We start from the raw sequence: 25,176 nt of genomic DNA on the forward strand, positions 1-25,176 counted from the left end.
GCGCTGGCCGCGCCCCGCGCGTGCCGCCGCAACGCCACGGTCGCGGCCAGCGCCGCGATGCGCCGGTCCACGGCCCGCTGCGCGTCACCGGCGGGCAGGAACCCCGGATCGGCGGCCCGCACCGCCGCCGCGGCCGCCAGCTCCGGCTCGTCGGCCGGGTCGAGAAGCCGCTCCTCGACTGCCGCGCGCACCACACCGGGCGCGCTCCACCGCATGCCCAGGTCACCCTCGACGGTACGGGCCCGCCACAGCGTTCCGGCGACCTCCTGACTCGGGCCGCTGTCGCGCTCGTCCGGCGTCAGCACCGAGTACACGTCGGTGGTGGCCCCGCCCACGTCCACCACCGCCAGATCGCCGCCGAGCGTGCCGGCGAGGACCTCCACGCCGGTGAGCACCGCATCAGGCGTCGCGGCGCGGACCAGCCGCGCGAACCGGGCACCCCGGGACAGCTTCTTGCCGCCGATGACGTGCCGCAGGAACACCTCCCGGATCGCCGCCCGCGCCGACGCCGGCTCCAGCACCCCGATGCGGGGCAGCACGTTGCCCGCCACCGTCACCGGCACCCCCGCGCCCGCCAGCAGCGCGTGCAGGTCGTTACGCACGTCGGCGTTGCCGGCGAGGACCACCGGCACCCGGAACCGGGCCTTCGCCAGCCGCGTCGCGTTGTGCGCCACCGTGTCCGCGTCGCCACCGTCGGTGCCGCCCACCAGCAGCACCACGTCCGGGCGGGCCGCCCGCAACGCCGCCACGTCCGCCCCCGACAGCCGCCCGGCGGCCACGTGCACCACGTTCGCGCCCGCCGACAGGCCGACCCGCCGGCCCGCCTGAGCGGTCACCAGCGGCTCGTAGCCGATCACCGCCAGGCGCAACCCACCCCCGGCCGACGAACACACGTACCAGGGCACCTCGGCGACCCCGGCCGACGCGGTGGCCGCGCCGACCGCGGCATCCAGCCCGTGCAGCACATCGGTGCCCACAGTGGTGGGCGCGGACGCCGCCGCCAGCAGCCGGCCGCCGTCGAGGTCGACCACCGCCGCCTTCGTGTACGTCGAACCGACGTCGGCGCAGACGACGGCGCGCAACATCGGCTCGCTCACGCCGACGGCGGTACGACCACCGTGCCGGTCGCGGTGACCGCCACGATCGGCTCGTCGAGCACCTCGGCGGCCGACTCGCCCTTGTCTGGTCGGCCCCGGCACACCACCGTCGCGGCGAAGTCGATCGTGCGGCTGCGCGTGCCCACCCGGGTCACCGTCGCCGTCACCTCCAGCACGTCACCGGCCTTCATCGGCGCCCGGAACTGCACATCCGAGTACGAGGCGAACAACCCCTCGTCGCCGTCGGTGCGGATGCACACCTCGGTGGCCACGTCACCGAACAACCCCAACGCGTACGCCCCGTCGACCAGGTTGCCCGCGTAGTGGGCGTGGGAGTACGGCACGTACCGGCGGTGGACGACTGTGAGACCGACACGCGGATCGCTCATGGGGTGTTCGCCTTCCTGGAGGTGATCAAAGCGTGGACGAGGTAACTGGCGACCTCGCCCGGAGTGGTGCCACGGCCGAAGATCCGATCCACGCCCAGCTCGCCGGTCATCGTCTCGTCGAACCGCGGCCCGCCGACGATCAGCAGCGGCCGGCGCCCGGCCGGCATCGCCTCCCGGAACGCCGCCGACATCTCCCGCGTGTTGTGCAGATGCGCGTCGCGCTGCGTCACCACCTGCGACACCAGCACCGCGTCGGCGCGTTCCCGCCGAGCCGCCTCGACCAGCTCCGGCACGCTCACCTGCGCGCCCAGGTTCGTGACCTTCAGCTCCCGGTAGTACTCCAGGCCCTTCTCCCCGGCGATGCCCTTGACGTTGAGGATCGCGTCGATGCCCACCGTGTGCGCGTCGGTGCCGATGCACGCGCCCACCACCGACAGCTTGCGGCGCAGCCGCCGCTTCACCACCGCGTTGACCTCCTTGGCCGACAGCAGCGGATAGTCACGCTCCACCACCTGCACCTTCGCCAGGTCCACCAGGTGGTTCACCCGCCCGTACACCACGAAGAACGTGAACCCGTCGCCGATGGGCTTGGCGTGCACCAGCATCGCCGGATCCATGCCCATCTTGTTCGCGAGCTGCACCGCCGCGCCCTCGGCCCGCTTGTCGTGCGGAACCGGCAACGTGAACGACACCTGCACCATGCCGTCACCGGTGGTGTCCCCGTACGGCCGCACGATCGTCTTCTCGCTCACAGGGGCTGCTCCAGGATCTCGGTGGCCGGGTTGTAGTAGTCCGCCTCGTGCCGCGCCACCCCGGAAAGGCCCTTGCCCCGGTCCGCCGGCCGCTTCATGATCCCGAACGTGCCCTCGGCGATCGCCGTCAGCAACGACTGGTCACCGATGCGCTCCAGCAGGTCCACCGCCTCACCCAGCACCCGGTGCGCCCGCTGCTGGATGAACCCGCCCGGCGCCGGCACGAAGTCCTCGTGCAACCCGCCCGCCGCACCCAGCACGTACCGCACGTTCTGCAGGGCGACGTCCCGGTCCGACAGCCACGGCGTCACCACCGCCTCGGTCATCATCCCGACCAGCAGAATCCCCTGCCCGGTCATCGTGCCCACCAGGTTGAAGAACCCGTCCAGCAGGTTGCCCCGGAACACGTCACCGGTCATGTGCTTCGTCGGCGGCATCCACTTCAACGGCGCGTCCGGGAACAACTCCCGCGCCAGCAACGCGTGCGCCAGCTCCAACCGGAACGACTCCGGCACATCCGGGTTGATCTCGAACGCGTGCCCCAGCCCCAGCTGCCAGTCCGCCAGCCCCGCCTCGTGCGCGAAGAACTCGTTGAGCAGCTGCGACACCGTCACCGTGTGCGCCTCGTCCACCGCGTCCGCGGTGGTCAGGTAGTTGTCCTCACCGGTGTTGATGATGATCCCCGCCCGCGCGTGCACCTGCCGCGAGAACCGCTGGTCCACGAACGTGCGGATCGGGTTGATGTCACGGAACAGGATCCCGTACATCGAGTCGTTGAGCATCATGTCCAGACGCTCCAGGCCGGCCAGCGTCGCCATCTCCGGCATGCACAGACCCGACGCGTAGTTCGTCAACCGCACGTACCGGCCCAGCTCCCGCGACGTCTCGTCCAGCGCCGCCCGCATCAACCGGAAGTTCTCCTGCGTCGCGTACGTGCCCGCGAACCCCTCCCGGGTCGCACCCTCCGGCACGTAGTCCAGCAGCGACTGCCCCGTCGACCGGATCACCGCGATCACGTCCGCGCCGGCCCGCGCCGCCGCCTGCGCCTGCGGGATGTCCTCGTAGATGTCACCCGTCGCCACGATCAGATAGATCCACGGCCGCCGCTCCGGATCGCCGAACCGCTTCACCAGCCGGTCCCGCTCCGCGCGCCGCCTGTCGATCGCCCGGACCCCCGCCGCCACCGCCTTACGCGACGCCCGCCGCGCAGCCGTCGCCGCCTTCCCCGACGGCTGCCCGAACCGCACCGACCCGGCCGCCGCCTTCTGCGCCAGCAACGTCACATCCGCGATGTCCTCACGGACCAGCGCGTCGAACACCGGCGCCGCCACCCCGTGCCCCAGCCCCACGTCCGCGACCACCGCGTCCACGAGCCGGTTCACCCACGGAATACCGTCCGGGTCCGCGCCGGTCACCCCGGCCAGCCGCAGCACCGCCCGCTCCACCGACACCGTGGTGTGGCTGCGCGCCAGATCCACCACCGGCTGCCCGGCCCGGCGCGCCAACTCCCGCGCCCGCGCCACCAGCGCCGGATCCAGCCCAAGCTTCCCTGTCACGAAGACCCTTCCTCATAGATCACGTCACCGCGCAACACGGTGGCCCGGCACACCGGCAGCGGCGTCGGATCGTCCGCGCCCCGCAACTCCGGATCCTCGGCCAGCACCACCGGCAGCCCCCGCTCCACGCCCGCCGGGGTGTCCCACACCGCGAACGTCGCCGGCGCCCCCAACGCCAGCACACCCTCGTTGTCCAGGTGCACCGCCCGCCACCCGCCACGCGTGTGCGCCGCGAACGCCGCCCGCACACTCATCCGCTGCGCCGGATTGTGATGCGCCGCCGCCGCCCGCACCGACCCCCACGGATCCAGCGGCGTCACCGGCGAATCCGACCCGAACGCCAACGCCACACCGACCCCGTGCATCGCACCCATCGGATTCGACTCCAACGACCGCGCCAACCCCAGCCGCGACTCGTACATCCGGCCCGCGCCGCCCCACAACCTGTCGAACGCCGGCTGCATCGACGCCACGATCCCGTACTCCACGAACCCGGCGATCAGCGCCTTGCTCATGATCTCCGCGTGCTCCACCCGGTGCCGGGCCGCCCGCAACCGGTCCGTGCCCACCGTCCGCGCCGCCAGCGCGAACCCCGCAAGCACCGTCCCGATCGCCGCGTCCCCGATCGCGTGGAACCCGCCCTGCAACCCGTGCGCCGCGCAGTCCAGCAGATGATCACGCACCTGCTCCGCCGACACGTACCCGTGCCCGCACGCCCCCGCCTCACCGTCCAGGTACGCCGCCGACACGTGCGCCGTCCGCGACCCCAGCGCCCCGTCCGCGAACAGGTCACCACCCGCGCCCACCGCGCCCAGCTCCCGGGCCTTCGCCGCACCCAGCAGCTCACCCCAGTACCCGTACACCTCCGGCACCCCGGCCCCCGAGATCGCCAGCAGCCCGGTGAAGTCCTCCTCGTCGGAGATGTCCGGACCACCGCACTCGTGCACCGCCGCGACACCCAGCGACGCCGCGTGTTCCAGGGCCCGCCGCTGCACCGCCACCCGCTGCGCCCGCGTCACCGAGCTGAACGCCGCCGCCCGCACCACGTGATGCGCGTCGCGCCGCAGCCACCCCGACGCCTCGTACCCGGCCGCCGACACCACCTCCGGGCACGCCCCCAGCAACGCCGCCGACACCAGCGCCGAATGGATCGACGCCTGCGACAGATACACCCGCCGCCCACCGGCCGCCCGATCCAGCGCCGCCGCGTCCGGCAACGCCGGATCCGCCCAGGCCGACTCGTCCCAGCCGTGCCCCAGCACCACCGCGTCACCCGGCAGACCCGCCGCGAACGCCGACACCGCCTCCAGCAGCTCACCCGCCGACCGCACCGCCGACAGATCCAGCCCCGACAACGCCAACCCGGTGTCCGTCGCGTGCACGTGCGCGTCCACGAACGCCGGCGTCACCAGCGCACCGCCCAGCTCCACCACCCGGTCCGCCCGCGGCGCGTCCGCGCCCGTGCCCAGCCAGGCGATCCGCCCGTCGCGCACCAGCAGCGCGGTCGCGCTCGGGTCGGCCGGACAGTGCAGCACTCCGCCGCGATACAGCGTCGAGGGGTTCGTCATGGTCTCAGTCTGCCGCCAGACGGGCCTCGAACAGACCGCGCACCCCCGGCTCGGCACGCAACAGGTCCAGCGCCAGCGCCGCGTGCCCCGGCACGTACCCGTTGCCCACCAGCATCGTCACGTCCGCCGCCAGGCCCTCCGCGCCCAGCGCCGCCGCCGCGAAGCTCGTCGCCATCGAGAAGAAGATCACCGTACCGCCGTCCGCCGTGGCCAGCACCGCGCCGTGTTCACACCCCGGCACGTCCACGCACACCACAGTCACGTCCGCCGGCACACCCAGCGCCGTCGTCACCGCCGTCGACAGCCCCACCGGATCCCGCGCGTCCGCGAGCGCCACCACGTCGGCCAGCCCGGCCGCCGTCAACGCGTCCCGCTCCGAGGCCACCGGAACCACCCCGACGGTACGGGCGGCGCCGGCCCGCCGCGCCGCCGCGAGCGACAACGACCCACTCTTGCCGGCCCCGCCGATCACCGCCACCGCCACCGGACGCGGATCACCCTCGCGGGACCGCCGCGCCACCTGCTCGGCCACCACCCGCGCCGTCAACGCCGGCGCCCCGCACACGTCCAGCACCGCGAGCGACAACTCGGGGTGCAGGTCCGGCGGCAGCACCGCCGCGATCGACCGGGCGAACAGGATCGCGTGCCCGTCGCACGGCACCTGCTCGCTGCGCCCGTCCCAGCGGGCCAGCCCGTCGGTGATCGTCAGCGGCGTCAGCGTCAGCGACACGAGCGTCGCCACCCGGTCACCAGCCTTCAGCCCCAGCGGCGACCGGCGGCCCGCCTCCTCGACCGTGCCGATCAGCATGCCGCCCGAACCGGTCACCGGGTTCTGCATCTTCCCCCGGGTCGACACGATCTCCAGCACCTCGGCGCGGACCTTGTCCCCGTCGCCGCCGTGCTTCTCCGCCAGCTGCCGGAAACTCGCCGCGTCCAGGTTCAGCCGCTCGACCCGGATCCGCACCTCGTTCGCCGCGATCCGCGGGTCCGGGTCCAGCCGCCAGGCCGCCTGCGGGAGCACCCCCGCCGGCTCCACGACTCGGTGCAGGCCCACCGGTGACGTCACGCCGACCCCCTATGTCCAGCCGCCCGAACCCCCGGCCAGGGGTCGCGTCGCGGGAAAACTTACGGCAGACTAATTTCTTCACCGCAGATTTTCCAGTAGCCTTCGCAACCGTTGATCAACCCGCACAGTGACGAGGAGGGGCCGTGACCCAGACCCAACCGGTGGAGACCATCCCGACGCCCCGCCACGCGCCGGCCACCGTCCCGGCCGCCGGACAGCCCTACGAATACCGCCGCGCGCCCCTCGTCGAACCCGACTGGACCCGCTTCCCCGGCTGGCGCCACATCACCCGCGACCAGTGGGAGAGCGCCCAGTGGCAGCGGGTCAACTGCGTCAAGAACATCAAGCAGCTGCGCGCCGTCCTCGGCGACACCGTCGACGAGACCTTCTACGCCGACCTGGAGGCCGACCAGAAGGCCCTGGCCACCATGTCCATGCTGGTGCCGCCGCAGATGCTCAACACCATGGTGCCGCATCAGCCGATGAGCACCGAGGCGCTGCTCGCCGACCCGATCCGCCGCTACATGATCCCGGTCGCCTCCGACCGGCGCACCGACTGGCCCTCACACCCGTACGCCAGCCGCGACAGCCTCCACGAACACGACATGTGGGTCGCCGAGGGCCTCACCCACCGCTACCCCACCAAGGTCCTCGCCGAGCTGCTCTCCACCTGCCCGCAGTACTGCGGCCACTGCACCCGCATGGACCTCGTCGGCAACTCCACCCCCGCCGTCGACAAGCTCAAGCTCACCCTCAAGCCCGTCGACCGCTACGACGCCCACATCACCTACCTCAAGGCCCACCCCGGCGTACGCGACGTGGTGGTCTCCGGTGGCGACGTCGCCAACGTGCCGTGGCGCAACCTCGAGTCGTACCTGATGCGGCTGCTGGAGATCGAGACGATCCGCGACATCCGGCTCGCCACCAAGGCGCTCATGGGCCTGCCCCAGCACTGGCTCCAGCCCGACGTGGTCGAGGGCCTCGAACGGGTCGCCCGCACCGCCGCCCGCCGCGGCGTCAACCTGGCCATCCACACCCACGTCAACCACGCCCAGTCGCTGACCCCGCTCGTCGCCAAGGCCGCCCAGACCGCGCTCGACGTCGGCGTACGCGACGTCCGCAACCAGGGCGTGCTCATGCGCGGCGTCAACGCCACCAGCGCCGACCTGCTCGACCTCTGCTTCGCGCTCCAGGGCGAGGCGGGCATCCTGCCTTACTACTTCTACATGTGCGACATGATCCCCAACGCCGAGCACTGGCGAGTCCCCGTCTGGCACGCCCAGCAGCTCCAGCACGACATCATGGGCTACCTGCCCGGCTACGCCACCCCGCGGATCGTCTGCGACGTGCCGTTCGTCGGCAAGCGCTGGGTGCACATGCTCACCGACTACGACCGTGAGCGCGGCATCTCCTACTGGACCAAGAACTACCGCACCTCGATCGAGTCGGCCGACCTGGAGGCGCTGAACAAGCGCTACGCCTACTACGACCCGATCGATATGCTGCCCGAGGCCGGCCAGGCCTGGTGGCTCGCGCACCGCGACGACTGATCCCGGCCCCAGCGCCACGACCGGCGGGCCACCTCTGCGATGAGGTGGCCCGCCGTTCGCGTACTCACTTGTTGAAGGCGTCCTTGACGTCGCGGCCCGCCTGCTTGGCGTGCTCCCCGGCCTGCCGGGCGCGCGCCGTGCTCTGCTCGGAGGCGCCCTCGGCCCGCAACCGTTCGTTGTCGGTCACGTCGCCGATGCGCTCCTTGGCCATGCCGCTCATCTCCTGGGCCTTGTTCTTCGCCTTGTCGGTGAAGCTCATGTCGCCCTCCCTCGTCCGGCTACGCCTTGCCCTTGTCGCGTCCCCGGTGACTGTCGTGTGAAACGCCGTTGACCGGCGCACATCGCGTAGTGCGTCCTAGGACAATAGGTTGAAGGTTCGACGCCCGGCCGACGCCGCCCGACCATGGTTGACTGGGCCGGTGAACGAGATCCTGCTGATCCGGCACGGCGAGACCACGTGGAGCGCCGCCCACCGGCACACCTCGTACACCGACCTGGAGCTGACAGCCGACGGCGAGCGGCAGGCAGGCGCGCTGGCTCCGCTGCTCGCCGGCCGGCGTTTCGCGCGGGTCCTGTCCAGCCCCCGGCAGCGCGCCACCCGCACCGCCGCCCTGGCCGGGCTCACCGTGGACGCGATCGAGCCCGACCTGGCCGAGTGGCACTACGGCGAGTACGAGGGCCGCACCACCGCGGACATCCAGGCCGAACGGCCCGGCTGGACGATCTGGACCGACGGCGGTCCCGGCGGCGAGTCACCGGAGCAGGTCGGCGCACGCCTGGACCGTGTCCTGGACCGGGTCGCCCCGCTGCTCGAGGAAGGCGACGTCGCGCTCGTCGGGCACGGGCACAGCCTGCGCGTGCTCGGGGCCCGCTGGATCGGGCTGCCGCCCTCGGCCGGCGCGTTGCTGCGGCTGGACACCGCCACGCTCAGCGTGCTCGGTCACGAGCACGGCCGGCGGGTGATCAGGCGGTGGAACCTGCCGGCTCCGCCGACGGACGGGGACGCCCCCGACCGGTCAGCTCGCCACTGATCTTCGGCGGCCGGTTCTCGTACGGCGTCGACAGCACCACCGTCGTGCGCGTGGTGACGTTCGCGGCCGTGCGGATCTCCTGGAGCACCCGCTCCAGGTCGGCCGGACCGGCCACCCGCACCAGCAGGAGATAGAAGTCCTCCCCCGCCACCGAGTAGCACGAGTCGATCTCGGGCAGGTGCGCCAGCCGCTCCGGCGCGTCGTCCGGCTGCGACGGGTCGAACGGCCGGATCGCCACGAACGCGGTCAGCGGCAGGTCCAACGCCTCGAACGACACACGGGCGACGTACCCCTTGATCACACCGCGCTGCTCCAGCCGGCGGACCCGCTGGTGCACGGCCGACACCGACAGGCCCACCCGCTCGGCCAGATCCGTGTACGACAGCCGACCGTCCCCGGTCAGCGCGGCGACGATGGCACGGTCGATCTCCTCCACGCGCTGCACAGTAGCCGGAAAAGCGCTCCCACGCCGCACCCGGCCCGCCGCGGTGACGCTCAGCGGGCCGTCCGGTCGCGCACCGCGTCCGCGGCGAAGTTCAGCACCTCCGCCATGTCCTCCTCGTCCAGGAACGGCAGGTCGGTGAGGATGTCCGTGACGGACATGCCCTCGGCCATCATGGCCAGCAGGGTGGCCACGGGGATGCGCGACTGCCGTACGCAGGGCGCACCCCCCATGACGTCGGGGTCCACGGTGATCCGGGGGAAGGTCACCGCGACAGGCTAGCCCTTCGCCAGCGCGCGGGAGATGACCAGTCGCTGGATCTGGTTGGTGCCCTCGACGATCTGGAGCACCTTGGCCTCACGCATGTACCGCTCGACCGGGTGGTCGGCGACGTACCCGGCACCGCCGAGCACCTGCACCGCGTCGGTGGTCACCCGCATCGCCACGTCCGTGGCGAACAGCTTCGCCTTGGCCGCCTCGATCGAGTACGGGCGTCCGGCGTCACGCAGCCGCGCGGCGGCGAGCATGAGCGCCCGCGCGGCCGAGATCTGGGTGGCGGCGTCGGCCAGGTTGAACCCGAGCCCCTGGAAGTCGATGATCGCCCGGCCGAACTGGCGGCGCTCCCGGGCGTAGCCGACCGCGTAGTCCAGCGCGCCCTGGGCCAGGCCCACAGCGCACGCGGCGATGCCCAGGCGGCCGGAGTCCAGCGCGGACATCGCGATGGTGAACCCGGCGCCCTCGCCGCCGACCAGCCGCTCCGCCGGCACCCGGGCGTCGTCGAAGGCGATCTGCGCGATCGGCGAGGCATGCAGGCCCATGGTGCGCTCGGCGGCCTGCGGGTGGATGCCCGGCGTGGACCGGTCGGCCAGCAGGCAGGAGATGCCCTTCGGGCCGGGACCGCCGGTGCGGCAGAAGATGTTGTAGAAGTCGGCCACCCGGGCGTGCGTGATCCACGCCTTGGTGCCGGTCACCACGTACGCGTCGCCGTCGCGCACCGCCCGCGTGGTCAGGGCCGCCGCGTCCGAACCACCCTGCGGCTCGGAGAGGCAGTACGCCCCGAGCAACTCCCCGCCGATCATGTCCGGCAGGAGTTTGCGCTGCTCGTCGGTGCCGAACTGGGCCACCGGGTAGCAGGACAGCGTGTGCACGCTGACCGCCTCGGCCACCGCCAGCCACCGGCTGGCGAGGATCTCCAGCACCTGGAGGTACACCTCGTACGGCTGGGCGGCGCCGCCGTGCTCCTCCGCGTACGGCAGGCCGAGCAGGCCGGCCCGGCCCAGGGTGCGCAGCACCTCCCGGGGGAACTCGGCGCGCTCCTCGAAACCGGCGGCCTTGGGGGCCAGTTCCCGGTCGGCGAGTTCGGTGGCGAGGTCCAGCAGGTCGTGGGCCTCGTCGGTGGGCAGGATCCGGTCGACGTTCATAGCGCGATGAGCTCCGTGGGGGTGGTGTTGAGCCGTTGCCCGCCGTCCGTCGTGCAGACGACGATGTCCTCGATCCGGGCTCCGTGCCGCCCGGCGAGATAGATCCCGGGTTCGACCGAGAAGGCCATGCCGGCCTGAAGCGGCCGGGGGTTGCCCGTCACCACGTACGGCTCCTCGTGGCCGTCGAGGCCGATGCCGTGGCCGGTGCGGTGCAGGAAGGCGTCGCCGAAACCGGCGGCGCCGATCACGTCGCGGGCGACCGCGTCGAGGGCCTCGGCGGTCACGCCCGGCGCGACGGCGGCCACCGCGTCGCGCTGCGCCTCCCGCAGCACCGCGTAGTAGTCCACGAACTCGGCCGGGGCGGGGCCGCCGGCGACGTACGTGCGGGTGCAGTCGGAGCGGTAGCCCGACGGCATGGTGCCGCCGATGTCGACCACCACCGGCTCGCCCACGCCGATCGGGCGGTCCGAGGTGCCGTGGTGCGGGCTCGCGCCGTTCGGGCCGGCGGCCACGATGACGAAGTCGACAGCGGCGTGCCCGGCGGCCCGGATCGCGGCGGCGAGGTCGGCGGCGACCTCCCGCTCGGTGCGGCCAGGGCGCAGCCACTCCCCCATCCGCAGGTGCACCGCGTCGATCGCGGCGCCCGCCTCGGCCAGCGCGGCCACCTCGGCCGGCGACTTGCGGATCCGCATCTCCCGCAGCACGTCGGAGGCGAGCCGCTGGGCCGCGCCGGGCAGCGCGTCGCGCAGCGCGAGGACCTGCTGTGCCCACATCCGGTCGGCCAGACCGACGGCGCGGACCGGGCCGGGTAGCGCCGCGCGCACCAGCGGCCACGGGTCGGTGCCGTCGGCGTGGTCGACGATCCGGTACCCGGCGCCGGGCGCGGCCTCGGCGTCCGGCCGTTCCAGCACCGGCACGACCAGCGTCGGCTCGCCCTCGGCGGGCAGGACCAGGCAGGTCAGCCGCTCCCCCTCGCGGGCGTCGTAGCCGGTCAGGTAGCGCAGGTCGGAACCCGGGGTGAGCAGCAGCGCGTCCAGGCCCGCCGCGGCGGTGGCGCGCTGGGCCGCGGTCAGTCGCCCGGCGGGGTACAGTTCCTCGATTCCCACAGCCGAAGCTTAACGGTCGTTTGGGTCCGGGCGGGAGTCCGGTCGATGCTCGCAGACGCCGGCCATCCGGTCCGCTTCGATCTTGGTCATGCCGGACGCCCGCAGCAACTCGCCGACCACGATGAACAGCTGCGAGGCCACGATCGTGCCGGAGAAACCGAGACCGGCGGCACGCGCCCGGCCGGCCTCCCGCGCGGCGTCCCGCGCCCGGGTACGGGCGATGTCCGGCGGCCGCCCGGCCAGGAAGTCACGGTGCAGCAGCCGCAGCGACTGCCCGAACGCCTCGACCGCGGCCGGCAGGGCCGGCGGAACCGGCTCCCCGGCCTCCAGCAACGCCACCACCCGGCGGACCATGTTGCGGCTGTTCGTGTACGCCAGCTCCAGGTGGGCGGCGGCGTTCTCGTAGCGGCGCAACTGGGCCCGGCGCCGCCACCGCCACGGCGACAACGCCGTCACCTCCCGGGCCGCCGCGACGATCTCGGTGGTCTGCTTCCGCTCGGCCTCGGCCGCCTCCAGCCGGCCCAGCGCCGCCTCGGCCTCCCCGGCGTCCCGGGCGGCGAGCGCCTTCGCCGTCGCCGTCAGCTCCTTGGCGAACAGGTCCAGCGTGGGCCCGGCCGCGCGGTGCACCACCCGGACCGGATTCAGCGGCAGCAACAGCAACGCCACCACCACCGCCACCCCGCCGCCCACCAGCGCGTTCGCCGTCCGCGGCACGGCCAGGTCCGGCGCGTTGGGCTCCACCGTGCCCAGCAGGACCGCGGTGCTGCCGGCCTGCACCATCACGGCGCCGCTGCCCCGGATCACCACCGCCAGCGAGATCGCGAACGCGACCACCAGGCCGGTCTGCACCGGTCCGGCCCCGATCACCTTGATGATGAGGTCGCCGACCAGCACACCGAGGATCACGCCGCCGAGCAGCTCGGCGGTGCGCCGGATCCGGTTGCCGATCGCCGCGGCGATGGTGCCCACCGCCGCCGCCGGCGCGAACAGCGGCTGCGGGTTCTTGAGCAGCGTGCTGGCCACGTACCAGGCCAGACCGGCGGCCAGACCCGCCTGGAGGGCCACGATGAAGTACCGGCGCAGCCGCTCGTACGCCTCCCGGACCTCGCGGCGCGCCGCCGGAGCCACCGGGGTCACGGCACCGCCCGCCCGCCCGAACGCCACAGGCACGACGGCTCGGGCTCGGTCACGCCCTCCTCTACCCGGCATCCACACCGGTATTCCCAGGCCGCCCCGTGCTTGCGAACGCGAGGGATCATGGAGTGGTGATCCGCTTTCTGCTGAACCTGTTATGGATCGTCTTCGGTGGCGGCTTCGTCCTGGCCCTCGGCTACGGCATCGCCGCCCTGATCTGCTTCGTCCTCGTCGTCACCATCCCCTTCGGCGTCGCCTCACTGCGGCTCGCCTCGTACTCGCTGTGGCCGTTCGGCCGCACCCTCGTGTCGAAGCCCGGCGCCGGGCTCCCCTCCGGACTGGCGAACGTGCTCTGGCTGGTGCTGGCCGGTTGGTGGCTGGCCCTCTCGCACATCCTCGCCGGGATCGCGCTCTGCGTGACGATCATCGGCATCCCGTTCGGGGTGGCCAACTTCAAGCTGGTCCCGGCGGCGCTGTGGCCGCTCGGCCAGGAGGTCGTCGAAACGCCGTAACCACACCGACGGGCCCGACCGTCAGCCCTCGCCGCGCCCAGCCCTTTCCCCCGCCACGCGTGAGCGGGTGGAACCTCATGGGTGTCTCCGCCCGTGTTTGACACCCATGAGGTTCCACCCATGGTGGGGCGCCTCGGTCAACGAGCGCACGTCTTGACTGGCGGGATCCGCGTTCCGGTCACCGGGACCGCGGCAGATCTTGGTAGGAAGTGGCCCCTATAAGGGCCGTTTCCTACCAAGATCTGCCGGGCCGATCCGAGCGCACCACCTCTACTGCATCCTAGGAGGATGGGGTGGTTGCCTCACGGACGCGAATGCGGCTCGCCATCAAGGCGCGGCGGCTAGCGTCGGGGGTGTGCGAGACGGGGTGATCGAGACGCTCAAGGCGGACCCGGCGATGTCCGGTCTGCGCCGATCGCTGGAGTTCTACCACGGCGACCCGGCTCGCGACGCCGCCCTCGACGCGTTCTACGCCCCGCTGGTCCGCGCCGGTGACCTGGTCTTCGACGTCGGCGCGCACGTGGGCGACCGGCTGGGCAGCTTCCGCCGGCTCGGCGCGACAGTGGTGGCGGTCGAGCCGCAGCCGCTGTGCGCCCGGGCGCTGCGCGAGATGTACGCGGGCGACGCTGCGGTGACAGTGGTGGAGGCGGCCTGCGGGCGTGCGGGCGGCCCGGTGCGACTGCACGTCAACTCGGCCAATCCGACGGTCTCCACCGCCTCCCCCGGGTTCGTCCGCGCCGCCGACGGCGCGCCCGGCTGGGCGGGTGAGACCTGGGACGCGCAGATCGAGGTGCCGGGCACCACACTGGACGCGCTCGTGGCCGCGTACGGCGTACCGGCGTTCGTGAAGATCGACGTGGAGGGCTTCGAGGACGCCGTGCTGGCCGGGCTGAGCCGGCCGGTCCCGGCGTTGTCGTTCGAGTTCACCACCATCGCCCGGGTGGCGGCGGCGCGCTGCCTGGACCGGCTCACCGCGCTCGGCTTCACCCGGTTCACGGTGGCGATCGGTGACGAGATGGAGTTCGCGCTGCCCAGCTGGCGCCCGGCCGCCGAGGTGGCCGCATACCTGGGCGCGCTGCCGGACGAGGCCAACTCCGGCGACGTGTACGCGCGTCCCTGAACCTCCACTTCGGATGGAGGACGGTCCGACCGGACGGCATCGACCCTGCTCAACGCCCTGATCGGCAGACCCCCTGCACGGGCACTTTTTTCAAAGCTCGAACTTAGCAATGCATCGTTATCCGTCTGTGATTGACGTGAGCCGCGCCACTTGGGTTGACTGCCACGGAACCGCTTCCGCAACCGGTTCCGAAACACTCCGCACATCCCTGCGACCCGGGAGCGTCACGTGCCGATCACCATCGCCGACGTCGCCACCCGCGCCGGGGTGAGCAAGACGACGGTCTCCCGGGTGCTCAACGGCAAGGGCGAGGTGCACGTGCGCACCGCCGACCGGGTCCGGGCCGTGATCAGCGACCTCGGGTACGTGCCGAGCGCCCGCGCGGTCGGGCTGGCCCGTGGGCGTACCCGGGTGGTCGGGATGCTGGTCCCCGCGCTGACCTGGCCCTGGATGGGCGAGGTCCTCCAGGGCGCGGCCGACGTGGTCGAGGCCGCCGGCTACGGCATGCTGCTGTTCACCTGCACCCACGGCGACGAGTCGATGCGCCGGTTCGCCTCCCAGGTGTCGGCCAAGTCGTTCGACGGCCTGCTCGTGGTCGAACCGGAGGGGACGCTCGACTACATCACCGAGCTGCACCGGCGTGGCCTGCCGGTCATCCTCATCGACGACCGGGGCCACCAGCCCGGCTTCCCGTCGGTGCGGACCACCAACGAGGCGGGCGCGCGGGCCGCCGCCGCGCACCTGCTGGCGCTCGGCCGGCGGCGGCCACTCGTCGTCACCGGCCTGCGGCAGTTCGGCTGCACCCGGGAGCGGCTCGCCGGGTTCGCCGGCGCCTACACCGACGCGGGCGTACCGATCGAGCCGGACCGGGTGGTGGAGGGCGACTTCACCTTCGAGTGCGGGCGCGCGGCGGTGCGGCGGCTGCTCGCCGACGGCGTGCCGTTCGACGCCGTCTTCGCCCACAACGACCTGTCGGCCGCCGGGGCGTTGCAGGCGCTGCGCGACGCCGGGCGGCGCGTCCCGCAGGACGTGGCGGTGGTCGGCTTCGACGACCTGCCGCTGGCCGGGCACACCCACCCGCCGCTGAGCTCCGTGCGCCAGCCACTGCGGGAGATGGGTACGGCCGCCGCCCGCCTGCTCATCGGCCACCTCACCGGCACCCCGCTGCCGGACACCCCGACCGTCATCCCGACCGGCTTCACCGCCCGCGACTCGACACGCGTCACCTGACCCACCCCGCCGCACCCGGCGACCACACCGGCGGGCCCGCCCGCCGGTGGCACCACCGCACACCCTCCATCCACCACATCCCGCCCGAGGATCGCGGGACCACCGAGGGAGACCTCCATGAGAAGACGGCAACTCCTCGCCCTCGCGCTGGCCGGCGCGATGGTCACCGGCGCCGCCGCCTGCGGCGACAGCCCGAACGCGAACAAGAAGAGCGGCCAGGCCGCGACTGTGCTGAACGTCGGCATGCCCAACGGCCCGCAGGCGGAGAACAACAACCCGTTCCTCACCACCTCGGCCGCCGCGTCGCTCGGCTACCGGTGGCAGATCTACGAGCCGCTGATGATGTGGAACCCGGTCAAGCCGGCCGAGCCGTTCAAGCCGTGGCTGGCCACCAAGGCCGAGTGGTCGTCGGACTACAAGACGGTCAAGGTGACCATCCGGGACAACGCCACCTGGTCCGACGGGCAGAAGGTCACCGCCGAGGACGTCGCGTTCACCTACAACCTGGTGAAGAAGTTCCCGGCCCTCAACGATCAGGGCGTGCCGTACACCGACGCGACCGCGAGCGGCAACGAGGTCACCATCTCGATGGCCAGCCCGCAGTTCGTCAACCAGCAGAAGGTGCTGTGGCGGGTGCCGATCGTGCCCAAGCACCTGTGGGAGAAGATCGCCGACCCGGCGAGCGACCCGGTGAAGCAGCCGGTCGGCAGCGGCCCGTACACGCTGAAGTCGTTCACCCCGGCGAGCATGACGCTCGCGGTACGCGACAGCGGCTACTGGCAGGACGCGCCGAAGGTCAAGGAGCTGCGGTACACCTCGTACACCGACAACAGCGCGCAGACCACCGCGCTGGCGAACGGCGAGTCGGAGTGGAGCTTCGTCTTCATCCCGAACTACCAGACGGTGTTCGTGGCCAAGGACCAGAAGAACCACAAGATGTGGGCGCCGCCGGTGCTGGGCATCCACGGCCTCTACCTGAACACCACGAAGAAGCCGTTCGACGACCCGACGCTGCGCAAGGCCATGAACATGGTCGTCGACCGGGCGGACATCTTCACCACCGCGGAGGCCGGCTACTTCCACCCCGAGGTCAAGAGCGTGACCGGCCTGCCCAGCCCGGCCGGTGACTCGTTCATCGCGCCCGAGTACAAGGGCCAGGAGCACAAGGTCGACGTCGAGGGCGCCAAGGCGCTGCTCACCGGCGCCGGCTACAAGCTCGACGGCAACACGCTGAAGGACCGCAGCGGCAAGCCGGTCACGATCCGGCTCACCGACCCGGCCGGCTGGTCCGACTACCAGACCAGCCTGGAGATCGTGAAGGGCAACCTGGCGAAGATCGGCATCGCGGCCACAGTCGACAAGGCCAACCAGGACGCCTGGTTCCGCAACGTCGAGCAGGGCAACTTCGAGGCCACGTTCCGGTGGACCGAGAGCGGTGCCACGCCGTACGACATCTACCGGACCGTCATGGACGGCCGGGTGCTCAAGCCGGTCGGCACCGCCTCGCCCGCCGGCAACTTCGGCCGGTTCCAGAGCAAGGAGGCGACCGACGCGCTGGTGTCGTACGCCAACGCCACCGACGACGCCACCCGCACCACCGCGCTGGCCACCCTGCAGAAGATCTTCGTCGAGCAGATGCCGATGATCCCGGTGGGCGCGGACAACATCGGCGGCGCGTACAGCACGAAGAACTGGACCGGCTGGCCGGACGACTCGAACCCGTACGGCGCGCTCCAGCCCACCCAGCCCAACGCGGTGGACGTGGTGCTGCACCTCAAGCCGGCCAACGGCTGACCCGGCGCCGCCGGCCCGGCCACGATCGCCCGGCCGGGCCGGCGGCGCCCGCCCCTCGCTTCGGCAACCCCAGACAGGAATTCGGCATGACGTTGACCGAGAGCGCACCGGCGCCGGCCGACGAGGTGGTGCTGGAGGCCGTCGGCCTGACCAAGCACTTCCCCGTCCGCCGGCGGCTGCGTGACCTCCTCTCCCGCACCCCGGCGGTGGTGCACGCCGTCGACGACGTATCGATCGCGTTGCGCCGCGGCCGGGTGACAGCGCTCGTCGGCGAGTCCGGCTCGGGCAAATCCACGGTGGCCCGGCTGCTGGCCCAGCTCTACCCGCGCACCGGCGGCGACATCCGGCTGCACGGCCGCTCGACCCGGGTCCGCGGCGGGCGCCGGTTCCGCGCGTACGTGCGCCGGGTGCAGCTGATCCTCCAGGACCCGTTCGCCTCGCTGAACCCGGTGCACACGGTCCGCTACCACCTGACCCGGTCGCTGCGCATCCACGGCAACGCCGGGACCGGGCCGGACGGGCTGGACAAGGCGCTCGCCGACCTGTTGACCCGGGTCGCGCTCACCCCGCCGGAGCGCTACCTCGACGCGTTCCCGCACGAGCTGTCCGGCGGGCAGCGCCAGCGGGTGGCGATCGCGCGGGCGCTCGGCGCCGACCCCGAGGTGCTGCTCGCCGACGAGCCGGTGTCCATGCTCGACGTGTCGATCCGCCTCGGCGTGCTCAACCTGCTCCAGGACCTCAAGGACCGGCTCGACCTGGCGATCCTCTACATCACCCACGACATCGCCTCGGCCCGCTACTTCGCCGACGAGACGATCGTCATGTACGCCGGACGGATGGTCGAGGGCGGCGACAGCGAGACCGTCACCCAGCGCCCGGCCCACCCGTACACCCGGTTGCTGATCGACTCGGCGCCGGACCCGGAGCGGATCACCGGCGCGGGCGGCGACGGCGCGGCGGAGGGCGAGCGGGGCCACGGCGAGCCGCCCAGCCTGATCCGCCCGCCGGCCGGCTGCCGGTTCCACCCGCGCTGCCCGGCGGCGATGCCGCGCTGTGCCACCGACCTGCCGCCGCCGATCCCGGTGGACGACGCGCCCGGCCACTGGGCGGCGTGCTGGCTGTACGACGCGGACACCGTCGCCGCGGAGAAGGCCGTCGCCGAGCAGGCCGGAACGGAGGCGGTCCGGTGAGGTTCCTGCTGCAACGGGTGGCCTTCTACCTGTTCACCGCCTGGGCGGCGATCACGCTCAACTTCTTCATCCCGCGGATGGTGCCGGGCGACCCGGTGCAGTCGCTGATCTCCCGCAACCAGGGCCGGATCAGCGCCGACGCGGTCGCGTCGCTGCGGGTGCTGTTCGGGCTGGACTCCGACCGCTCGCTGTGGGAGCAGTACGTCGCCTACTGGGGGCAGCTCCTGCGCGGCGACCTGGGGCTGTCGTTCACGTTCTTCCCCGCCCCGGTGTCGGAGGTGATCGGGAGCAGCCTGCCGTGGACGGTCGGACTGGTCGGCGTCACCACGATCGTCAGCTTCCTGCTCGGCACCGCGCTCGGCGTGGGCGCGGGCTGGCGGCGCGGCTCGTGGATCGACGGGCTGCTGCCGGCCACCACGTTCCTCTCCTCGATCCCGTACTTCTGGCTGGGCCTGGTCGCGATCGCGCTGTTCGCCGGGCCGGGCAGCTTCTTCCCGTCCTCCGGCGGCTACGAGCCGGGTCTGGTGCCGGCGTTCGACGCGTACTTCATCCCGAGCGCGCTCCAGCACAGCATCCTGCCCGCCGCGACCATCCTGGTGTCCTCGATGAGCGGCTGGATCCTCAGCATGCGCAACATGATGGTCACCGTCGCCAGCGAGGACTACATCACCGTGGCGCACGCCAAGGGGCTGTCCGAGCGCCGGGTGGCCCTCAGCTACGCCGCCCGCAACGCGCTGCTGCCCAACGTGTCCGGGTTCGCGCTGTCGCTGGGCTTCATCGTCGGCGGCACGCTGCTCGTGGAGATCGTCTTCTCGTACCCGGGTCTGGGGTTCCAGCTCTTCCAGGCCGTCGGCGCGAAGGACTATCCGCTGATGCAGGGCATCTTCCTGATCATCACGATCTCGGTGCTGGTGGCGAACCTGCTCGCCGACGTGGCGTACCTGCTCCTCGACCCGCGGACCCGAAAGAGCTGAGCGATGACACTCTCCCCGTCCAGCATCGAGCAGGTCATCCCCGGCCAGGGGGCGATGGCGCAGCCGTCGGCCCGGGCGCGCCGCCGCCGGTTCCGCTTCGTCGCCAACGCCAAGGCCGCGACCGGCCTGGCCGTCCTCGGGGTGTACGTGCTCCTCGCGGTGATCGGACCGTGGATCGCGCCGTACGACCCGGACGCCCGCAGCGCCGACGTGCTCCAGGCGCCCTCGGCCCGGCACTGGTTCGGCACCACCCACCTCGGGCAGGACATCTTCAGTCAGATCCTGGTCGGCGCGCGCAGCGTGATGGTGGTGGGCCTGATCGCCGGCGTGCTCGCCACCATCCTGTCCATCCTGATCGGCGTGACCGCCGGCTACCTGGGCGGTGCGGCCGACGAGGGCCTGTCGGCGGTGTCGAACGTGTTCCTGGTGATCCCGGCGCTGCCGCTGATCATCATCGTCACGTCCCTGGTCGAGCAGGCCAGTGACACGCTGGTGGCGCTCATCATCGGCCTCACGTCGTGGGCGTGGGGCGCCCGGGTGCTGCGCGCCCAGACGCTGTCGTTGCGCCGCCGCGACTACGTCGAGGCCGCGCGCGCCACCGGCGAGCGGACCTGGCGGATCATCGGGTTCGAGATCCTGCCCAACCTGACCGCGATCATCGCCTCCGGCTTCGTCGGCACCGTCATCTTCGCGGTGATGTCGGAGATCACCCTCGCGTTCATCGGCGTCTCGTCGATGACGTCGTGGAACTGGGGCACGATCCTGTTCTGGGCGCAGGGGCAGCAGGCCCTGGCGCAGGGCGCCTGGTGGTGGTTCGTCCCGGCCGGGCTGGCCATCGCGCTGCTCGGCACCGCGCTGGCGCTGATCAACTTCGGCATCGACGAGTTCGTCAGCCCTCGGCTGCGGACCGGCGGCCGGACCCGGATCCGTACCGCCGACGGTCGCACCGTCGCCATGCGCGTCGGGTTCACCCCGGTCCTCGCGCCGAACCCGGCACCGGTCCCGATGCAGCGGCCGGCGGACCCCATCGGAGAGGACGCGACCTCATGAGCGACCAGGTGCTGGAGATCCGCGGGCTGTGCGTCGACTACGGCATCGGCGCGGACGCGGTCCGCGCGGTCCGCGACGTCGACCTGACGCTGCACCGTGGCGAGGTGCTCGGGCTGGCCGGGGAGAGCGGCAGCGGCAAGTCCACCCTCGCCTACGGGCTGACCCGGCTGCTGCCCCCGCCCGGCGTGGTCAGCGGCGGCCAGGTGATCTACCACCCGGCCGACGGCCCGCCGGTCGACGTGCTCACGCTCAGCCCGGCGAAGCTGCGCGAGTTCCGCTGGGCGGAGACGTCGATCGTGTTCCAGGGCGCGATGAACTCGCTCAACCCGGTGCACAAGGTCTCCACGCAGCTGCTCGACGTGATCCGGGCACATGAGCCCAAGAGCACCGCGGCGGGCCGGCTGGCCCGCGCGAAGGATCTGCTGCGCCTGGTCGGCATCTCCGCCGACCGGCTGGACAGCTACCCGCACCAGCTCTCCGGCGGCATGCGGCAACGCGTCATGATCGCCATGGCGCTGGCGCTGGAACCGCAGGTGGTCATCATGGACGAACCGACCACCGCGCTGGACGTGGTGATGCAGCGGCAGATCCTCGGCCAGCTCGCCGAGCTGCGCGAACGCCTCGGCTTCGCGGTGCTGTTCATCACGCACGACCTGTCGCTGCTGGTGGAGTTCTCCGACCGGATCGCGATCATGTACGGCGGCCGGATCGTCGAGGAGGCGCCCGCCGCCCGGCTGTACCGGGAGCCGCTGCACCCGTACACCGAGGGGTTGCTGCACTCGTTCCCGGCGCTGCACGGGCCGCGCCGCGAACTGACCGGCATCCCCGGCTCCCCGCCGGACCTGCGCGCCATGCCGTCCGGCTGCGCGTTCCACCCCCGCTGCCCGAAGGCGTTCGACGGGTGCGACGAGCAGGTGCCGGTGCTCGGCGCGCCGCGCGTCGACGACCCGGCGCGGGCCGTCGCGTGCCGGCTGCACCCGGCCGTCGCGCCCCCGTCCCGCTGACCCGCCCGACACCACCACCCGCTACCCGCGAGGAGAACCATGGACACCGATCTCACCCGCCCGTCGTCAGTCGCCGGCGCGGACCCGATCGACACGCTGCCGCCGAGCTTCCGGTGGGGGGTGGCGACGTCGTCGTACCAGATCGAGGGCGCGGTGGCCGAGGACGGCCGCACACCGTCCATCTGGGACACGTTCTGCCGGGTGCCGGGCGTGGTCCACAACGGTGACCACGGCGACGTGGCGTGCGACCACTACCACCGGATGCCGCAGGACGTCGCGCTCATCGCGGACCTGGGGCTGGACACGTACCGGTTCTCGGTGGCCTGGCCGCGGGTGCAGCCGGGCGGTCGCGGTCCGGCCAACGTGGCCGGGCTGGCGTTCTACGACCGGCTGGTGGACGAGCTGCTCGGCCGCGACGTCGAGCCGTGGGTGACGCTGTACCACTGGGACCTGCCGCAGGAACTGGAGGACGCGGGCGGCTGGCCGAACCGGGACACCGCGTACCGGTTCGCCGACTACGCGGAGCTGGTCTTCGCCGCGCTCGGCGACCGCGTCCGCACCTGGACCACGCTCAACGAGCCGTGGTGCTCGGCGATGCTCGGGTACGCCTACGGCGACCACGCCCCCGGCCGGCGGAACCTGGGCGACGGCATCGCCGCGGCGCACCACCTGCTGCTCGGGCACGGGCTGGCGACACGGCGGCTGCGCGAGGCCGCCCGGTCACCGATCGAGCTGGGCCTGACGCTGAACCTGTCCACCGCCGACCCGGAGACCGGCAGCGCGGCGGACCGGGACGCCGCGCGGGCCGCCGACGGGCTGGCCAACCGGCTCTACCTCGACCCGGTGCTGCGCGGGGAGTACCCGCAGGACGTGGTGGCGGACCTGGCCGCCGAGGGGGTACGGATCCCGGTGGAGGAGGGCGACCTGGACGTCATCGCCACCCCGATCGACGTGCTCGGGGTCAACTACTACTTCGGGCAGCTGCACTCCGGCGTGGACGAGCAGGGCCGCGACCGCGACGACGACGGCAAGCCGGTGCGCCGGGTGGTCCGCCGCGACCTGCCGCGTACCGCCATGGACTGGGAGATCGTGCCGGAGTCCTTCACCGACCTGCTGGTGCGGCTGCACCGCGACTACCCGGGCACGCCCATGGTGATCACCGAGAACGGCGCCGCGTTCGACGACAAGCCGGACGCCGACGGGTTCGTGAACGACGACGACCGGGTCGGCTACCTCACCGAGCACCTGCGGGCGGTGGCCCGCGCCCGGGCCGCCGGCGCGGACGTGCGCGGCTACTTCGCCTGGTCGCTGCTGGACAACTTCGAGTGGGCGTACGGCTACGACAAGCGGTTCGGCATCGTCCGGGTGGACTACGACACGCAGCGCCGCACCCCCAAGCGCAGCGCGCTGTGGTACCGCGACACCGTGCGGCGGGTACGCGGGCAGCGCTGACGTCGTCCGGCGTGGGGGCAGAGCCGGTCAGGTCAGTGACGGCGGCCCGGCCCCCACGCCGGGCCCGGGCGGACGGCCGGGTCGCGGGGCACGCCGCCGTCGCGCAGCAGCCGGGTCATCGGCAGGGTGGCCGCGCCCATCGCGACCGCGTCCGGTCCGAGCCGGCACAGCTCGATCGAGGTCTGCGCGTACGGCTGGCGCAGCGCATGCCGCGCGGTCGCCGCGCGGATCGCGGGCAGGTACCGCTCGCCCAGGGCCAGCCCGGCCCAGCCGCCGAGCACCACCCGCTCCGGGTTGAACAGGTTCACCAGGTTCGCCACCCCGGCGCCCAGGTAGCCGACCGTCTCGTCGATCACCTTCGCGGCGGTGCGGCCGGTGGAGCGCAGCAGCTCGCCGAAGGCGGTCTCCTCGTCCGCGCCCGGCGCCGGGCGGCCCCGGTTGGCCTGGCGGAACCGGTCCAGCACCGCCTCCGCACCGACGTACGCCTCCAGGCAGCCGAGGTTGCCGCAGCGGCAGCGGCGGCCCCCGTACACGATTGTGGTGTGGCCCCACTCCCCGGCGCTGCTGTGCGCGCCGCGGTAGCCGACGCCGTCGGCGACCACGCTCGCACCGACGCCGGAGCCGACCAGGGCGACCACCGCGTGCCGGACGCCGCGGCCGGCGCCGAACCACATCTCGGCCTGGCCGAGCGTCTTCGCGCCGTTGTCCACGTGCACCGGTACGTCGGTGCCGGCGCGCAGCATCGCGCCGAGCGGGACGCCGTCCCAGCCGAGCGTCTGGGCGTGCACCACGGCGTCGGCGGTGCGCTCGACGGTGCCGGCGACGGCGACGCCGAAGCCGAGCACCGCCGCCGGGTCGACGCCCGCCTGCTCGGTGACGGCGGCGAGGCCGTGCCGCAGGTGAGCGGCGACCCGCTCGGGATCGGGATCGGCCGCGGCGATCGGGTACTCCGCCTTGGCCAGCGCGGTCATGCTCAGGTCGAACAACTCCACCTGGACGCGGGTCTCGCCGACGTCGGCGCCGACGAGGTAGCCGTAGCCGGGCGCGACGCGCAGCAGCACGCGGGGACGGCCGCCGTCGGACTCGACCGAGCCGGCCTCCTCGACCAGACCCTCGTTGATCATCTCGCCGACCAGGTTGCTGACGCTGGCCAGGCTCAGCGCGGTGGACTGGCCCAGTTCGTGCCGGCTGAGCGGGCCGTCCAGCCAGATGCGGGTGAGCAGGACCGAGCGGTTGGCCCGGCGCATGTCGCGCACCGTGGTGCGTCTGGCGTCCACGTCCGCCGCCGTCCTTCCCGGCCGCCCGCGGGCGGCTTTCGTTCCTGCTTCACGCCCTGAACGGGGTGGTGACAGGGTACGCCGCATTTACACTTAACAAAGTTAACTGATAACCTCCGGCGCATCGATGAGGAGGTATGTCATGCGACTCGGACGTGGGATGACCGCTCTGCTCGGTGGCGTCGCGCTGCTCGCCGCCACCGCCGCCGCCCTGCCCGCCACCGCCGCCACGCCGACCGGCGCCGTCGGCACGCTCGTCGCCTGCGACGCGCCGGCCTGGGCCGAGGGCGTCACCTGGACCGCCGGCAGCCGGGCCACCTATGCCGGCCGGCTCTACCAGGCGCTCGTCACGCACACCCCGCCCGCCGGCGCGGGCTGGACCCCGGCCGCCGTACCGGCGCTCTGGACCGACCTCGGCGCCTGCACCGGCGGAACGCCGTCGCCGAGCCCCACCACCCGGC

Annotated in this window: 25 protein-coding genes; 12 read left to right on the top strand and 13 right to left on the bottom strand. The window is 72.7% G+C overall.

Annotation, left to right across the window (positions count from 1 at the left end; translation table 11 throughout):
- From F8279_RS20005 to F8279_RS20030, 6 genes are all read right to left on the bottom strand, one after another.
- The coding region (locus F8279_RS20005) for a glutamate mutase L (protein ID WP_151500756.1) at window positions 1-1,082 on the bottom strand (1,082 nt) is incomplete at its 3' end.
- Between the two features lie 11 nt (window positions 1,083-1,093).
- Complete coding sequence (locus tag F8279_RS20010; RefSeq protein ID WP_151500745.1) at window positions 1,094-1,486, bottom strand: hotdog domain-containing protein; 393 nt, start codon at window positions 1,484-1,486, stop codon at window positions 1,094-1,096.
- Complete coding sequence (locus tag F8279_RS20015; RefSeq protein ID WP_091426965.1) at window positions 1,483-2,238, bottom strand: OAM dimerization domain-containing protein; 756 nt, start codon at window positions 2,236-2,238, stop codon at window positions 1,483-1,485. The genes F8279_RS20010 and F8279_RS20015 overlap by 4 nt, the downstream gene beginning before the upstream one ends.
- The gene (locus F8279_RS20020) at window positions 2,235-3,794 is read right to left on the bottom strand and encodes a lysine 5,6-aminomutase subunit alpha (RefSeq protein WP_151500746.1); all 1,560 of its coding nucleotides are present in this window, start codon (window positions 3,792-3,794) and stop codon (window positions 2,235-2,237) included. The genes F8279_RS20015 and F8279_RS20020 overlap by 4 nt, the downstream gene beginning before the upstream one ends.
- Window positions 3,791-5,362, bottom strand: coding sequence for an amidohydrolase (locus F8279_RS20025; RefSeq protein WP_151500747.1), 1,572 nt, complete (start codon window positions 5,360-5,362; stop codon window positions 3,791-3,793). The genes F8279_RS20020 and F8279_RS20025 overlap by 4 nt, the downstream gene beginning before the upstream one ends.
- Before the next feature lie 4 nt (window positions 5,363-5,366).
- On the bottom strand, window positions 5,367-6,428 hold the full coding sequence (locus tag F8279_RS20030) for a zinc-binding alcohol dehydrogenase (RefSeq protein ID WP_091426968.1): 1,062 nt from the start codon (window positions 6,426-6,428) through the stop codon (window positions 5,367-5,369).
- Between the two features lie 143 nt (window positions 6,429-6,571).
- Here F8279_RS20030 and F8279_RS20035 point away from each other — a divergent pair, with 143 nt between their 5' ends.
- Window positions 6,572-7,978: a KamA family radical SAM protein gene (locus F8279_RS20035; RefSeq protein ID WP_091426969.1), complete on the top strand. Its 1,407-nt coding sequence runs from the start codon at window positions 6,572-6,574 to the stop codon at window positions 7,976-7,978.
- Between the two features lie 64 nt (window positions 7,979-8,042).
- Here the strand turns inward: F8279_RS20035 and F8279_RS20040 are convergent, their stop codons facing one another.
- Window positions 8,043-8,237 carry a CsbD family protein gene (locus F8279_RS20040; protein WP_073829538.1) on the bottom strand — a complete coding sequence of 65 codons (195 nt, stop codon included), beginning with the start codon at window positions 8,235-8,237 and terminating at the stop codon, window positions 8,043-8,045.
- Window positions 8,238-8,397: 160 nt separating this feature from the next.
- Between F8279_RS20040 and F8279_RS20045 the strand changes: the two genes are divergently transcribed.
- A complete protein-coding gene (locus F8279_RS20045; protein WP_091426970.1) occupies window positions 8,398-9,009 on the top strand; it encodes a histidine phosphatase family protein in 612 nt (203 codons plus the stop codon).
- Here the strand turns inward: F8279_RS20045 and F8279_RS20050 are convergent.
- From F8279_RS20050 to F8279_RS20070, 5 genes are read right to left on the bottom strand one after another with little or no spacing between them, the layout of a single operon-like run.
- Complete coding sequence (locus F8279_RS20050) at window positions 8,942-9,445, bottom strand: Lrp/AsnC family transcriptional regulator (protein WP_091427090.1); 504 nt, start codon at window positions 9,443-9,445, stop codon at window positions 8,942-8,944. The genes F8279_RS20045 and F8279_RS20050 overlap by 68 nt on opposite strands.
- Before the next feature lie 59 nt (window positions 9,446-9,504).
- A complete protein-coding gene (locus F8279_RS20055; RefSeq protein WP_091426971.1) occupies window positions 9,505-9,720 on the bottom strand; it encodes a DUF433 domain-containing protein in 216 nt (71 codons plus the stop codon).
- Between the two features lie 9 nt (window positions 9,721-9,729).
- Window positions 9,730-10,872: an acyl-CoA dehydrogenase family protein gene (locus F8279_RS20060; RefSeq protein WP_151500748.1), complete on the bottom strand. Its 1,143-nt coding sequence runs from the start codon at window positions 10,870-10,872 to the stop codon at window positions 9,730-9,732.
- Complete coding sequence (locus tag F8279_RS20065) at window positions 10,869-11,978, bottom strand: Xaa-Pro peptidase family protein (protein ID WP_151500749.1); 1,110 nt, start codon at window positions 11,976-11,978, stop codon at window positions 10,869-10,871. The genes F8279_RS20060 and F8279_RS20065 overlap by 4 nt, the downstream gene beginning before the upstream one ends.
- Before the next feature lie 9 nt (window positions 11,979-11,987).
- A complete protein-coding gene (locus tag F8279_RS20070; protein WP_225853340.1) occupies window positions 11,988-13,148 on the bottom strand; it encodes an aromatic acid exporter family protein in 1,161 nt (386 codons plus the stop codon).
- Between the two features lie 95 nt (window positions 13,149-13,243).
- Between F8279_RS20070 and F8279_RS20075 the strand changes: the two genes are divergently transcribed.
- The 9 genes from F8279_RS20075 (at window position 13,244) to F8279_RS20115 (ending at window position 23,438) form a co-directional block, all read left to right on the top strand.
- On the top strand, window positions 13,244-13,624 hold the full coding sequence (locus F8279_RS20075) for a YccF domain-containing protein (RefSeq protein ID WP_192580728.1): 381 nt from the start codon (window positions 13,244-13,246) through the stop codon (window positions 13,622-13,624).
- 397 nt (window positions 13,625-14,021) lie between these two features.
- Window positions 14,022-14,744, top strand: a complete 723-nt coding sequence (locus F8279_RS20080; RefSeq protein ID WP_175438884.1) for an FkbM family methyltransferase — start codon at window positions 14,022-14,024, stop codon at window positions 14,742-14,744.
- Window positions 14,745-14,972: 228 nt separating this feature from the next.
- Entirely contained in the window at window positions 14,973-15,974 is a 1,002-nt protein-coding gene (locus F8279_RS20085) for a LacI family DNA-binding transcriptional regulator (RefSeq protein ID WP_151500752.1), read from the top strand.
- Between the two features lie 117 nt (window positions 15,975-16,091).
- Window positions 16,092-17,768, top strand: a complete 1,677-nt coding sequence (locus F8279_RS20090; RefSeq protein WP_091426977.1) for an ABC transporter substrate-binding protein — start codon at window positions 16,092-16,094, stop codon at window positions 17,766-17,768.
- Window positions 17,769-17,854: 86 nt separating this feature from the next.
- Complete coding sequence (locus F8279_RS20095) at window positions 17,855-18,958, top strand: ABC transporter ATP-binding protein (RefSeq protein ID WP_151500753.1); 1,104 nt, start codon at window positions 17,855-17,857, stop codon at window positions 18,956-18,958.
- Entirely contained in the window at window positions 18,955-19,932 is a 978-nt protein-coding gene (locus tag F8279_RS20100; RefSeq protein WP_013476848.1) for an ABC transporter permease, read from the top strand. Before F8279_RS20095 ends, F8279_RS20100 begins: the two co-directional genes overlap by 4 nt.
- Before the next feature lie 3 nt (window positions 19,933-19,935).
- On the top strand, window positions 19,936-20,982 hold the full coding sequence (locus F8279_RS20105; protein ID WP_175438878.1) for an ABC transporter permease: 1,047 nt from the start codon (window positions 19,936-19,938) through the stop codon (window positions 20,980-20,982).
- Window positions 20,979-21,986 carry an ABC transporter ATP-binding protein gene (locus F8279_RS20110; protein WP_091426979.1) on the top strand — a complete coding sequence of 336 codons (1,008 nt, stop codon included), beginning with the start codon at window positions 20,979-20,981 and terminating at the stop codon, window positions 21,984-21,986. Before F8279_RS20105 ends, F8279_RS20110 begins: the two co-directional genes overlap by 4 nt.
- A 39-nt stretch (window positions 21,987-22,025) precedes the next feature.
- Window positions 22,026-23,438 carry a GH1 family beta-glucosidase gene (locus F8279_RS20115; RefSeq protein WP_151500754.1) on the top strand — a complete coding sequence of 471 codons (1,413 nt, stop codon included), beginning with the start codon at window positions 22,026-22,028 and terminating at the stop codon, window positions 23,436-23,438.
- 32 nt (window positions 23,439-23,470) lie between these two features.
- On the opposite strand, the gene F8279_RS20120 is transcribed toward F8279_RS20115, so the two are convergent.
- The gene (locus tag F8279_RS20120; RefSeq protein WP_151500755.1) at window positions 23,471-24,715 is read right to left on the bottom strand and encodes an ROK family transcriptional regulator; all 1,245 of its coding nucleotides are present in this window, start codon (window positions 24,713-24,715) and stop codon (window positions 23,471-23,473) included.
- A 142-nt stretch (window positions 24,716-24,857) separates the two neighbouring features.
- On the opposite strand from F8279_RS20120, the gene F8279_RS20125 reads away from it, so the two are divergent.
- Window positions 24,858-25,176 (top strand): carbohydrate-binding protein (locus tag F8279_RS20125; protein ID WP_368668831.1); only part of this gene is annotated, 319 nt, incomplete at its 3' end.

It is taken from the genome of Micromonospora sp. AMSO1212t, assembly GCF_008868145.1.
Classification (GTDB): domain Bacteria; phylum Actinomycetota; class Actinomycetes; order Mycobacteriales; family Micromonosporaceae; genus Micromonospora; species Micromonospora tulbaghiae.

Excerpts from the sequence above, each read along its gene's own strand:
- F8279_RS20060 (WP_151500748.1), bottom strand. The coding sequence starts at position 10,872 with ATGAACGTCGACCGGATCCTGCCCACCGACGAGGCCCACGACCTGCTG.
- F8279_RS20115 (WP_151500754.1), top strand. The coding sequence starts at position 22,026 with ATGGACACCGATCTCACCCGCCCGTCGTCAGTCGCCGGCGCGGACCCG.
- F8279_RS20110 (WP_091426979.1), top strand. The coding sequence starts at position 20,979 with ATGAGCGACCAGGTGCTGGAGATCCGCGGGCTGTGCGTCGACTACGGC.
- F8279_RS20105 (WP_175438878.1), top strand. The coding sequence starts at position 19,936 with ATGACACTCTCCCCGTCCAGCATCGAGCAGGTCATCCCCGGCCAGGGG.
- F8279_RS20040 (WP_073829538.1), bottom strand. The coding sequence starts at position 8,237 with ATGAGCTTCACCGACAAGGCGAAGAACAAGGCCCAGGAGATGAGCGGC.
- F8279_RS20095 (WP_151500753.1), top strand. The coding sequence starts at position 17,855 with ATGACGTTGACCGAGAGCGCACCGGCGCCGGCCGACGAGGTGGTGCTG.
- F8279_RS20090 (WP_091426977.1), top strand. The coding sequence starts at position 16,092 with ATGAGAAGACGGCAACTCCTCGCCCTCGCGCTGGCCGGCGCGATGGTC.
- F8279_RS20080 (WP_175438884.1), top strand. The coding sequence starts at position 14,022 with ATGTCCGGTCTGCGCCGATCGCTGGAGTTCTACCACGGCGACCCGGCT.
- F8279_RS20025 (WP_151500747.1), bottom strand. The coding sequence starts at position 5,362 with ATGACGAACCCCTCGACGCTGTATCGCGGCGGAGTGCTGCACTGTCCG.
- F8279_RS20010 (WP_151500745.1), bottom strand. The coding sequence starts at position 1,486 with ATGAGCGATCCGCGTGTCGGTCTCACAGTCGTCCACCGCCGGTACGTG.